This window comes from Tenacibaculum sp. L6 (assembly GCF_028823685.1).
GTDB lineage: Bacteria > Bacteroidota > Bacteroidia > Flavobacteriales > Flavobacteriaceae > Polaribacter.
The window spans coordinates 1-12,491 of the sequence record NZ_JAPEHZ010000061.1 but is presented as its reverse complement, the minus strand read 5'-3'; the positions used below and the strand labels follow the sequence as shown (position 1 = coordinate 12,491).

General features: G+C 32.6%; 10 protein-coding genes. All 10 read right to left on the bottom strand.

Annotated elements, in window-relative coordinates:
• The coding region (locus OU788_RS10145) for a Wzz/FepE/Etk N-terminal domain-containing protein (RefSeq protein WP_274635073.1) at positions 1–612 on the bottom strand (612 nt) is incomplete at its 3' end.
• Between the two features lie 7 nt (positions 613–619).
• Positions 620–1,387, bottom strand: coding sequence for a polysaccharide biosynthesis/export family protein (locus OU788_RS10140; RefSeq protein ID WP_274635072.1), 768 nt, complete (start codon positions 1,385–1,387; stop codon positions 620–622).
• A 28-nt stretch (positions 1,388–1,415) separates the two neighbouring features.
• Complete coding sequence (locus OU788_RS10135) at positions 1,416–3,320, bottom strand: polysaccharide biosynthesis protein (protein WP_274635071.1); 1,905 nt, start codon at positions 3,318–3,320, stop codon at positions 1,416–1,418.
• 59 nt (positions 3,321–3,379) lie between these two features.
• Positions 3,380–3,895 carry a DUF2892 domain-containing protein gene (locus OU788_RS10130; protein WP_274635070.1) on the bottom strand — a complete coding sequence of 172 codons (516 nt, stop codon included), beginning with the start codon at positions 3,893–3,895 and terminating at the stop codon, positions 3,380–3,382.
• 61 nt (positions 3,896–3,956) lie between these two features.
• Positions 3,957–7,103: a cytochrome c biogenesis protein CcsA gene (gene ccsA / locus OU788_RS10125; protein ID WP_274635069.1), complete on the bottom strand. Its 3,147-nt coding sequence runs from the start codon at positions 7,101–7,103 to the stop codon at positions 3,957–3,959.
• Between the two features lie 105 nt (positions 7,104–7,208).
• Entirely contained in the window at positions 7,209–8,087 is an 879-nt protein-coding gene (locus OU788_RS10120) for a phosphatidylserine decarboxylase (RefSeq protein WP_274635068.1), read from the bottom strand.
• Between the two features lie 5 nt (positions 8,088–8,092).
• Positions 8,093–10,156 carry a methylmalonyl-CoA mutase gene (gene scpA / locus OU788_RS10115; RefSeq protein WP_274635067.1) on the bottom strand — a complete coding sequence of 688 codons (2,064 nt, stop codon included), beginning with the start codon at positions 10,154–10,156 and terminating at the stop codon, positions 8,093–8,095.
• 30 nt (positions 10,157–10,186) lie between these two features.
• Positions 10,187–11,500: a methylmalonyl-CoA mutase subunit beta gene (locus tag OU788_RS10110; protein ID WP_342454933.1), complete on the bottom strand. Its 1,314-nt coding sequence runs from the start codon at positions 11,498–11,500 to the stop codon at positions 10,187–10,189.
• Positions 11,493–11,816 carry an FtsB family cell division protein gene (locus OU788_RS10105; RefSeq protein WP_274635066.1) on the bottom strand — a complete coding sequence of 108 codons (324 nt, stop codon included), beginning with the start codon at positions 11,814–11,816 and terminating at the stop codon, positions 11,493–11,495. The genes OU788_RS10110 and OU788_RS10105 overlap by 8 nt, the downstream gene beginning before the upstream one ends.
• Positions 11,816–12,421, bottom strand: a complete 606-nt coding sequence (gene udk, locus OU788_RS10100) for a uridine kinase (RefSeq protein WP_274635074.1) — start codon at positions 12,419–12,421, stop codon at positions 11,816–11,818. The genes OU788_RS10105 and udk overlap by 1 nt, the downstream gene beginning before the upstream one ends.
• Between the last annotated feature and the right edge of the window lie 70 nt (positions 12,422–12,491).

Genomic DNA, 12,491 nt, shown 5'->3' with positions numbered 1-12,491 from the left:
ATTACCAGTTTTTTCGCCTTTAAATACTGAAGATTTTTCAATTTTAAAACTTCCTAAAGTAGTACTTTCTATAGTTTTACTGAATTCATTTTCAGAAATAATATAACCATTTATATCTTTCAAACGAAACCTGTCTGCTGATAAAACTTCAACATTAAAAGTAGTATCAACTTCGTGTAAAGCTGTAGATGAAGAATCAATTTGAGTGAAAATAATAGGGCTATTTTTATAAACTTCAGATTCTTTGACTCTACCTTCAGTTAGGTAACTAATGTTTAAATTTAAAGTTTGAATAACATCATTGATAAGTTTACGAGATTTTATAATTTCAATCTCATTGTCAATATTTTTACTAGAACCACCCACAATTCCTAAATCTTCGAAAGCGGCAAGTTCTTCTGAAATACCACCTTGTTTATCATTTTTTATTAAAATGGTAGTAGCAGCGCTGTATTTAGGAGTACTATACCTAAGGTATAAAAAAGCAAATATTAGTGCTACTATAACCCCTAAAGCAAACCATTTCCAATGAATTAAGTATTTTTCTAATTCAGCTCTAATATTAATTGTATCGTTTTCTTCTAGCTGTGGAGAATATTGTTCGTTGCTCATAGCAATATTATCTTGTAAGGATTGAAATTAATGAAATGATTACTGAGCCTAAAGAAATAAAAAGACCTGTGTTTTTATTATAGGCTGCGTCTTGAGATGAAGATCTGTTAGGTTCTACATAAACCACATCATTTTGTTGTAAATAATAAGCAGGAGAGTTGAAAACCTCGTTAGAGCGTAAATCTAATTTATAACTCTTTATTTCGTTGTTTTCTTCTCTTTTAACTTCAATAGTTCTAATTCCAGACATGTTTAAATCACCTGCTAAACCAACAGCTTCCAGTACAGAAATTCGCTCGTTTGGTATGGTAAATCTCCCTGGCATTTTAACATCACCTAATACGGTAATTGAAAAGTTAGTGATTTTAATATTTATGGTAGGGTTTTTAACGTAATCAGGCGATAATTTGTTTTTTAACAATTCGATAGCTTCTGTTCTAGATAATCCAGCTAATTTCAATCTTCCAAGTACAGGGAAGTCTATGAATCCTTCATTATCAATAAGGTAGGTTTGTTGTTGTGGTGTTCCAACTGCTCTGTCTGTTGTAGTAGCAAAAGTAACAGCAGGTAAATTAAAAGGTTTTACAGCTTCTAAGTCTAAAGCAGAAACAGTGATTTGAAGCAAATCGTCAGCTTTGAAAACAGTTTTATAAGTTGTGCTTGTTTTCGATTGATCAACTTGATCTTTTTGAAAATAAACTATCTCTTTTCTTGAAGCACAAGAAGTTATAGTTAATACAATAAAAGCTAAAACAATTTTTTTAATTCTTTGCATTGATTAAAATTTTTGCGAAAGTACTAATTTAATTTTTGGTATCGATGTCTAATTTTTCGTATATAGAATTGTTAGATATATATTCAGGAACTATTTCCTTAATCAACTGTACCGTATTATGATTGTTATGTGACTTATTTGATTGGCACAAGTCAGTGATTTTCTCAGCAATAGTAGCATGGTCTATTTCTTGGTTTTTAGCAATCATAATTTTTTCATGATAGGTAGGGGTGGTGTTTTCACCATCAGCCAAGAGCTCTTCATACAGTTTTTCACCAGGACGAAGACCAGTTATTTTTATATCAATATCATCAGGGAATTGTAAGCCTGATAAATGAATCATCCTTTTAGCGATATCATATATTTTTACAGGTTTACCCATGTCGAAAATGTAAATCTCTCCACCATTCCCCATAGTTCCAGCTTCTAAAACCAATCGACAAGCTTCAGGAATTGTCATAAAATATCTAGTAATGTCTTTATGAGTAACCGTTAAAGGTCCTCCATTTTCAATTTGACGTTTAAAAAGAGGTATTACCGATCCATTTGAGCCTAAAACATTACCAAAACGAGTGGTTGTAAATTTTGTTGTATGGTTGTTGGAATTACTTAAGCAGCTGATGTACATTTCGGCGACGCGTTTTGTAGCTCCCATTACATTGGTCGGATTCACAGCTTTATCGGTTGAAACCATTACAAAGCGGTCAATATTATGTTTTATTGATAAGTCAGCAATGTTTTTCGTTCCTCCAATGTTTATTTTTACAGCTTCATACGGACTCATTTCCATTAAAGGAACATGTTTGTAGGCTGCAGCATGGAATACTTTCTGAGGTTTGAATTCTTCAAAAATATCATTCATCCTTACTTCATCTCTAACATCCGCTACAATACAAGTGAAATTTTTACAGTCTTTTTGAATAAGTTCTTGTTGAAGATCGTATAAAGGAGATTCAGCATGATCTACTAAAATCAAATTTTTGTGATTATAAACACTTAATTGGCGTGAAATTTCTGAACCTATTGATCCAGCAGCACCTGTAACCAAAATAACTTTATCGTTTACTTCTCTTTTAACAATAGGATTGTCGATAGAAATAGGTTTTCTATCTAATAAATCTTCAATTTTAACTTGTTTAATTTGATTGGCATCCAAGTCGCCATCAATCCATTTAGATAAAGGAGGTACAATTTTTACTTGAATTCCTAACTCTAGTAATTTATCAGTTAGATATAAAAGTTTTTCAGATTTTATATTTTGAATAGAAATAATAATTTCATCAATCTTCTTGTCTTGTATGAAGTTTTTATTGATTACTTCTTTACTATATATTTTTATTCGATCTAACTTTTTACCAATTTTCTTCGGATCATCATCAATAAAACCAATAACTTCATATTTGTTTTTGGTATCTCTGTTTAAAGCTCCATAAGTTATCAATCCAGAGTCTCCAGCACCATAAATCAAAACATTTGTGATTGATTTTAATTCTGTAGAAACAATTTCATAAAAGGCTTTAAATATAAACCTGCTAATAATTAAAACGATGGAAGAAATCAAATAATGAATAATAAGTATTGATTTCGGAATCGTAAAATTTGGAACTACTTTTAAAAGGTTATTAATTAATACAAGGCTCGTAGTAATAATAAAAAGTAAGGTTACACCAATAAAAACATTAAAGGCATCTCTTGTTCCTGTATGACGGACAATTCCTTTGTAAGAACCAACAGTAAGAAAACTGATAAGAGCAATAAAAGCAATGAATGGAATTTGATAGAATAGTTTTTCTACTTCAAAGTTTAAACTCGCATTAAAGCGAACTGTGTAGGCTAAAACAAAGGAGATGCAAACTAAAGTAATATCTATAACTAAAACAACCCACCTAGAAGCATACCTATCAAAAGCTTTTAAAAACAAACTCTTAATCATTGTTAATTTTTGTTGGCAAATAAAGGTACAAAATATAAAATGAACAAATTAAAGAAGAATTAAATCTTCTTCATTTGTTGTTTCATCATTTGCATTTGCTCCTTAAGCATTCCGTGTTTGTCTAATTTCTTAGCTTCTGCCATCAAAGTAGTAGCTTCTCTTTTTCTACGTTTGGTCATTGCTATTCCTGCTAATTGTAATTTAGCCATGGCCAAATCATGATCCATAGCTAAGCCAAATTTAACAGCTTTTTTTAAATATTTTTCAGCTTGTGTAATATTGGTTTGAGATAACATGATGCCATGTAGGTAATTGTAGTACCCTTCTTGTTTTTTAGTTAAAGCAGCAGAAGGGTTTTTAATATATCCTAACCATTTTTGAGCTCCAGCAAAGTTTTGTTTACGTAGTTGTAAAAAAGCTAAAAGAATAAATTCGTTTTTGAAATAAAATAAAATAAACAGTCCAGCAAGTAAAAGTATTGATATTCCATTCATTATATGACCTTGTGTAAACTCGTACACAGACCATACTGTTATTAAAGCAGCTAGAACTAATTTTATATTTTTATTGAACATAATTGTTTTTTCTTTTTGTCGGTTTGCAAAAATACATTTTTTTAACAGAAAAACTGTCAACTTATTTCTTGTAAAACTTTTTGTTCTTAACCCAAGCAGCAATTCCTAAAATAGCTACAAAAGCTACAGAATAATATACAGAGGTAGGAGTGATTACTTTGTCTCCACTTGCATAAGAGTGTAATCCTGATAAATAGAAGTTTACCCCAAAATAAGTCATCATAATAGCTGCAAAAGCGATGATAGACCATAAGTTAAATGTAAATCTTCCTCTTAACCCTGGAATTAATCGCATGTGTAATACAAAAGCATATACCATAATTGAAATTAATGCCCATGTTTCTTTAGGGTCCCAACCCCAGTAACGACCCCAACTTTCATTAGCCCACATACCACCTAAAAAGTTTCCAATAGTAAGCATAACCAAACCTACGGTTAAAGCCATCTCGTTGATTACGGTTAACTCTTTAATATGTAAGTCCATTTTCTTTTTGTTCTTTTCATTGGTAAAAATGATTAAGAATAAAGAGAAGATTCCTAAAATCATTCCCATAGCAAACGGACCGTAACTTGCAACGATTACCGAAACATGCACATATAACCACCAAGAATTTAATACAGGTTGTAAGTTGGCAATTTCAGGATCTAACCAGTTTTGGTGTGCAAACATTAATATTACTGAAACTAAAAATGTCGTGGCAGCAATGGTTAATGAAGATTTTTTTCCTAGGATTAATCCAAATAACATGGTAGCCAGTCCAACAAAAATAATGGATTCATAAGCGTTACTCCACGGAGCATTTCCACTAATGAGCCAACGTGCTGTTAATCCTAATACATGGAAAACAAAAAGGAAGATAACAATACCTATTAATACTTTTACAATCTTGTTAACCCATGGTTTGTTGTTAAAAATTTGTAAGAAAACAAATACAATTAAAAGTAAACTTACATATCCGTAGTACTTCGAAAGTTTTACGAAGATGTTTAGTTTGTTATAAGCAATTTCTAAATCAATTTTATCTTTTGCAGGAATAACGTCCGCACCAAATTTTCGTTGAAATTTCTTAATTCCGTCTAAAACTTTGTTGGTTTCAGTATAGTCTCCAGATTTTTTTGAAGCTTGTAATAATTGTAAGTACACAGGTAACGACTGACGTACAAATACAGAGTCTGTTCCTTTAAAATTGGCTTGTAATGTTTCTGGTTGCGAAACCCATTTATTGTTTTCATCGTTAGGAATAGGATAAATACGCAACATTCCTCCTCCTAAGGCTTGCGATAATAACCAAACTCTACGTTCAATTTTTATGATGTCTTTCTCAAATTTATTTTGAATTTTTTTCTTCTCAGCTTCAACAACAAGCTTACTTATTTTAGAAGAACCATCAGGATTGTAAAAATCAATAAAACGTGCATATTCAGCATCTTTGTCAACTCCTAAAAGTTCTCTAACTTGTGTATTCCCGTCCTCTAGATAAATAAAAGGAACATTTAACCAAAGCATCGGACTTTCAGTAATTGAAAGTAAAATTTGGCTAGGATCCATGTCTTTAAATTTATCAACATGGGCTACTTTTCTAACCAATTCCGAAGCAAAAGTATGTGCAGGTTTCATACGTCCGCCAGCATCTTGAATTACTAAAGAGCTGAATAAATCGGCATGTTCATTATTTACTTTGTTAGCAATTAAAATAGAATCAATTTGCGCTTCAGTAATTTGATTAGGCTGGTGTTGTTTGTGTTGACTAAAGCCAGCTAAAGAAATGAATAAAGCAATTACTGATAATTTTGCTTTTTTATTACGGATTTTAACTAACGATTGTTTTAAATCGTGAAAACGAGTTCCTTTTACAAATAATGCAGCAGTCATACCAAAGAATAATAAGAAATAACCGATATAGGTAATCCAAGTTCCCCAAAAATCGTGGTTTACAGATAGGTGAGTTTGTTCGTGTTCGCCTTCAATTTTATAACTAGATTGGAAGAATTTATATCCTTTATAATCTAAAATATGGTTCATGTAAATTCTATAATCAAAAGTTTCTTCTGGAGCAATTACTGTAATTTCACTAGCATAAGCAGCAGCACTTTCTGATCCAGGATATTTTTCTAGTTGAAAATCATTTAGTTTTACACTGAAAGGAGTTTCTAATAATTTAGCACCATACCAAGCTCTGAAGTTTAGTTCTCCAATACTGAATTGTTGTTGGTTATCAACATTAAATTTACCTCCATAAAACTCTACACGCTTAGTTTCTCCGTTTGTAGTAACGTCAAAAATTACGGTATCATATTTTTTGTCATCCTTTTCACCTCTCACAGTTTTTATTTCTCCTTTTTCAGGTGATTTCGGAACAACAAATTGTAATCCGTTTACATTATGAAGTGTTAAATACTGAAAGTGTTGTACACTGTCTTTAACTATTAAACCTTTTTTCTGGTCTGCCATTCGAAGCCAATCTCCATCATTTTTTGAAGTCATTTTTAAACTTCCATCTTCATAAAAGAAATTAATAGAGGCTGCATTTCTATCTTCCGCTTCAAAACCAACTAAGATATTATGAATGTTTTCTATAGTTCCTTTTTTAACGTAGTGTTCATGCCTGCTTCCGTCAGAACTTTCAACTAAAAATAAGTGTTCTGTTCCGTTTTCATCAGGTACCATTTTTGTTTCAGACCAAGGAATATAATCCACTAAATTAAAAGAAACCTCGTGATTTTTCCCGCCTTTTTGAGGTTGGAAATTTTCTGTAAAACTAGCAGAATTACTTCCCCAAGCAGAAAGTAATAATTTATTAGCGGTCGTTTTTTGAAACTCACTATTATCAATAATCACATTTAAATACGTATGTTCTGAATAGAATTGATTTGTGGTTTCTCCTTCATCAATAACCATTAAACCTTCGTAACTAATGTATCTTGTAATACCTGCTCCTATTAAAATTAAAAGGAATGATAGGTGAAATAATAACACAGACCACTTTTCTTTTTTGTATAATCTGTATCTGAAAATGTTTCCAAAAAAGTTGATTACAAAAAAGACCATGATTAATTCAAACCACCAAGTATTATAGATTAATGCTTTTGAGGTTTGTGTTCCGTAGTCGTTTTCAATAAAAGTGGCAACTCCCATGGCAATGGCAAAAACAAAAAAGAATATGGCCATTAAACGGGTAGAGTAGAGGGTGTCTAAGATTTTTTTCATCAGTAAATCTGCTAAATATAAAACGACGCAAATTTACGGATTAAAGCGTTAATCACCCTAAGAAATCAATCATTTTTAAAATGTAAAATGTTAAAGTTATGTGGGTTAATTTCCTATTCGTTCGCCCATTTTAACAAAGGTTTCCATTTTGTTTTTGGTATTTGTTAAAATGTCTTCATCAATAGTGATTTTAGCGCTGTCAACTAACAAAACAATGGTTGAGCCCCCAAAAGCAAAATAGCCCATTTCGTCTCCTTTTTGTACTTCGGAATTAGGAGTAAAAGTTTCAATAATGCTACCTACCATGGTTGCACCTACAGGAGCGATGATAATATCTCCTTTGTCTTTAGTAGATAGGGTACAATATTCTCTCTTGTTCTCACAAAAAACTTTGGTGAAATTTGAAGCTAGAGCATAGGGAGATACAGAAAAATAATCTCCTTTAATTTTTGTCATTTCTGAAGGAACTCCGTCATACGGAAAATGATATCTGTGATAATCATTTGGGGCTAATCGAAGTATAATTAAAGAATCGTTTTGGTGTTTAGTAGCCAATTCTTTGTTTCCTAAAAACTCTTCTAAAGTGAATTTTCGTCCTTTTACAAAAAACTCATGAATGTCTGAAATGTTTTTAAACGCTAACATTTTTCCGTCACCAGGAGAAACAAAGCCTTCTTCAATAGGGCGAGCACTAGGTTTTAATTTTCTATAGAAAAAATCATTAAAAGAAATATAGTCTTCCGAAGGTCTTTCGGCTTCGCTCATGTCAATTTGAAGCTCTCTAACAAAACTATTTATTTTATTAATAGAGTTGGGCTTGTTCATGAGTTTACCATACCATGATGATAAAAATTTACGTTTAACCAATGGTAACAAAGCCATTTTGCCAAATGGGTTGTTATATAATAATTTTAAATACCCTTCACCAGGAGGGGTTTCGGTAATGATTTTACCTGACTTTCTATCAATGAATTTTATTTGCATAGCGATTACTCTTCAGTACTATCAATCAAAATAGTTAACATGTCTATAGCGGCTTGTGCTATTTTTGTTCCAGGGCCAAAAACACCTACAGCGCCAGCATCGAACAAATATTGGTAATCTTGTGCGGGAATAACTCCACCAACAATAACCATAATATCTTCACGTCCATATTTTTTAAGTTCAGCGATAACTTGAGGGACTAATGTTTTATGTCCAGCAGCTAACGATGAAATTCCTAAAATATGGACATCATTTTCTATAGCTTGTTTGGTGGCTTCCTGTGGTGTTTGGAATAAAGGTCCTATATCTACATCAAAACCTAAATCAGCATAACCTGTTGCTACTACTTTTGCACCTCGGTCGTGACCGTCTTGTCCTAATTTTGCAATCATAATACGTGGACGACGTCCTTCTAATTCAGCAAACTTATCGGCTAACTCGGTTGCTTTTTTAAATAATTCGTCATCTTTTATTTCTTTACTATACACGCCTGAAATTGTTTTATGTACTGCTTTATGACGACCGAAAATGGTTTCAAGGGCGTCAGAAATTTCACCTAAAGTGGCTCTGTTTCGAGCAGCTTTTACGGCTAAATCTAATAAATTTCCTTCACCCGTTTTAGCAGATTCAGTTAAATCACGTAAAGTTTTATCTACTTCAGCTTGATTTCTTTTAGATTTTAAGTCGTTTAATCGGTTGATTTGTGATTGACGAACAGCTTCGTTATCTACTTCTAAAATATGTAAAGGATCTTCTTGTGCTAGTTGATACTTGTTAACGCCAACAATTACATCCTGACCGCTATCAATTTTTGCTTGTTTTTTGGCAGCAGCTTCTTCAATACGCATTTTTGGAATTCCTTTTTCAATAGCTTTGGTCATTCCTCCTAATTCTTCTACTTCCTGAATTAATTCCCAAGCTTTGTTAGCAATTTCTTCGGTAAGTTTTTCTACATGATAGCTACCTGCCCAAGGATCAACAGTTTTGGTAATATGAGTTTCCTCTTGTAAATAGATTTGTGTGTTACGAGCAATACGTGCCGAAAAATCGGTAGGTAAAGCAATTGCTTCGTCTAAAGCATTAGTATGTAAACTCTGAGTTCCTCCAAAGGCAGCAGCCATTGCCTCGATGGTAGTTCTGGCTACGTTATTAAAAGGATCTTGCTCTGTTAAACTCCATCCGCTAGTTTGACAGTGAGTTCTTAAGGCTAGTGATTTTGAGTTTTTAGGATTGAACTGTTTCACCATTTTTGCCCATAACATTCTTCCTGCTCGCATTTTGGCGATCTCCATGAAATGGTTCATTCCAATAGCCCAGAAAAAAGATAAACGAGGAGCGAAAGTATCAATATCCATTCCTGCTTCTAATCCTTTTTTGATGTATTCCAATCCGTCAGCTAAAGTGTAAGCTAATTCAATTTCGGCAGTAGCACCCGCTTCTTGCATGTGGTATCCTGAAATTGAAATAGAATTGAATTTTGGCATATTTTCAGAAGTGTATTCGAAAATATCTGCAATAATTTTCATTGAAGGCGTAGGTGGGTAAATATAGGTGTTACGCACCATGAACTCCTTTAAAATATCGTTTTGAATTGTTCCTGATAATAACTCAGGAGTGACACCTTGTTCTTCTGCAGCTACAATATAGAAAGCTAAAATAGGTAAAACGGCTCCGTTCATAGTCATAGAAACCGACATCTTATCTAATGGGATTTGATCAAATAAGACTTTCATATCTTCAATTGAATCAATAGCAACTCCTGCTTTTCCAACATCACCTTGAACGCGTTCATGATCAGAATCGTACCCTCGGTGAGTCGCCAAATCGAAAGCAACTGATAATCCTTTTTGACCAGCAGCTAAATTTCTTCGGTAAAAAGCATTACTTTCTTCAGCGGTAGAAAAACCTGCATACTGTCGAATGGTCCAGGGTCTACGAACATACATGGTAGAGTAAGGACCGCGTAAGTTAGGAGCAATACCTGCAACAAAATCTTCGTGTTTAAAAGAGTTTTTTTCTTGTTCTTGATTTTTAGGTAGTTGTATGTTTGATATGTCTTTTCTACTCATCTTGTAAACGTTCTTGTTCTAGCTTTTCAGCTAGGCTAGTCGTTTTTGAATAATTGGCTGAATCAAAGTTTTTTCTTTTCGTGCTTCTAAGAATGGAGAAACCTCTAAATCTTGTTTCATTTTATCATTCTCATTCTGAATTTTATTAGTACCTAGTAGAACTAATTTTCTTGAGTTGAATAATTCTTGCTCTTTATCAGCAGATTCTTTGATTTTTCTTTGAATAACGCCTTCTTTCAATTGTTTTAAAAAGCCACCACCTTGTTCTATTTGTTTAAAGATTTCTAGTGCTTTTTGTGCTAGTTGTTGTGTGATGGTTTCAATATAATAAGCTCCATCAGCAATATTTTGAGCTTCCGCCAGTTCACTTTCTTGCTGGAGAATCAATAATTGATTTCTTGATATGCGTTCTCCAAACTCATTCGGTTGGTGGAATATTTTATCATATGAGCTATTTGAAACAGTATTTGCGCCTCCTAAAATGGCACTCATGCATTCAGAAGTTGTACGAAGCATGTTCACATTATAGTCGTATATAGTTTTGTTACGTTTGCTAGGTTCTGCAAAAATATGAGCGGTTGTATCAGTGTTATATTCTTTCAATAAAGAATCCCATAAAATCCTAAAAGCTCTTAGTTTGGCAATTTCAAAAAAGTAATTGCTTCCAACAGAGAAGTTAAAATGGATATTGCTCGCGACTGTACTCCCAAAATGATTCAGATATTCATTTGCATGTGCTAAAGCATAGGCTAGTTGTTGTGTAATTGTTGCTCCTGCATTTTGATAAATTGAAGCATCGACACAAATAGCGTTTTTAGCTGTTTTTACTATTTCTTCTAATTGAGCATGGTCATTTTTAAGATTTGAATACCAATTTCCAGAACTTGCTAAGTGACCAATAATATCTATATTAAAGTAACTTTTGCTTGAGTTGATAAAACTAGCTAGTCCTTTAGTGAATTCCGAAGATAAAAAGTCAAAAGAAAAATAGATAGTGGTATTTTCTGTATCAATACCCTTTAAAAGAGTTTTGTAATCGAACTCTTTTTTTGCTAAAAAATGAATTGATGAAGCACCTCTTTGAAGTGAGTCGATAGCAAAAGCATTGGCTTTTTTTTCATCGTCAATAAAAATTGACTGACAAATAGCAAAGCCTTTTTGTGGGGTGTTAACCTTTGTGTTTGTTCTATCTTCTTTGGTATAAAAAGGTCTTACGGTAATTCCTTCTTCTGTTTTCCATAATAAGGTTTCGTTGTAGTCGGCTCCTTTTAGGTCTACTTGTATTTGTTGTTTCCATTCAGCGGGGCTAACACCGTTAAATTCGTCAAATAAATAATTACTCATCACTTTTTATGGTATCAAATTCAATAATATAAATATCTTCTCCTTCTTTCTTCATTAAGTATTTTTCTCTTGCGTAACGTTCTAATTGAAGAGAGTCTTGAAGTTGTTGTATCGTTTGTTTGTCTTTTTTAATTTTCTTTTCGTGATACTCAATCCAACTGTTTAGTTCTTTAATTTCTGTATTAAACTCTCTATGGGTAAGGTATGAATTTTCATCAAAAAAAAGCATCCAAACTACAAACACAGTAAGTATAATCACATAAATATTAGTAGCGATTTTAAAGGATCGTTTATTTTTAATTGATTTAAAATTCATTATAAACGGTCGTTAATTACGGTTCTTACAATATCGATGGCTACAGTATTATATCTGTCGTTAGGTATAATAATATCAGCGTAATTTTTTGTAGGTTCAATAAATTGTTGATGCATTGGTTTTAAGGTGGTTTGGTAACGGTTTAAAACTTCATCAACATCTCTACCGCGCTCTTTAATATCTCTTCGAACACGTCTTATTAGGCGTTCGTCAGCGTCAGCATGTACAAAAACTTTAATGTCACACAAGTTACGAAGATCTTCACTATTAAAAATTAAAATTCCTTCAATAATAATAACCTTTCTTGGGTGGGTTTTTATGGTGTCTTTAGTTCTGTTGTGAGCTACAAACGAATATACAGGTTGTTCAATGATATCTCCATTTTTTAACTCAGTTAAATGTTGAACCATTAAATCGAAATCAATAGCTCTTGGATGATCGAAGTTTATTTTGGTGCGTTCTTCGTAAGTAAGATTGTCTGTTTGTTTGTAGTAAGAATCTTGAGAGATAACACATACTTCATCCGCAGGAAGTTCGTTGATAATTTGATTTACCACAGTGGTTTTTCCACTTCCTGTTCCTCCTGCAATACCAATAACAAATATGTTTTTCATTAAGTCTTTGTAAAAATAGAGTTATGACAAATTTAGTAAAATAAGCGCATAAAAAAAGCGC

Coding starts and splice junctions, on each gene's coding strand:
- OU788_RS10140 (WP_274635072.1), bottom strand. CDS start 1,387: ATGCAAAGAATTAAAAAAATTGTTTTAGCTTTTATTGTATTAACTATA.
- OU788_RS10135 (WP_274635071.1), bottom strand. CDS start 3,320: ATGATTAAGAGTTTGTTTTTAAAAGCTTTTGATAGGTATGCTTCTAGG.
- OU788_RS10130 (WP_274635070.1), bottom strand. CDS start 3,895: ATGTTCAATAAAAATATAAAATTAGTTCTAGCTGCTTTAATAACAGTA.
- ccsA (WP_274635069.1), bottom strand. CDS start 7,103: ATGAAAAAAATCTTAGACACCCTCTACTCTACCCGTTTAATGGCCATA.
- OU788_RS10120 (WP_274635068.1), bottom strand. CDS start 8,087: ATGCAAATAAAATTCATTGATAGAAAGTCAGGTAAAATCATTACCGAA.
- scpA (WP_274635067.1), bottom strand. CDS start 10,156: ATGAGTAGAAAAGACATATCAAACATACAACTACCTAAAAATCAAGAA.
- OU788_RS10110 (WP_342454933.1), bottom strand. CDS start 11,500: ATGAGTAATTATTTATTTGACGAATTTAACGGTGTTAGCCCCGCTGAA.
- OU788_RS10105 (WP_274635066.1), bottom strand. CDS start 11,816: ATGAATTTTAAATCAATTAAAAATAAACGATCCTTTAAAATCGCTACT.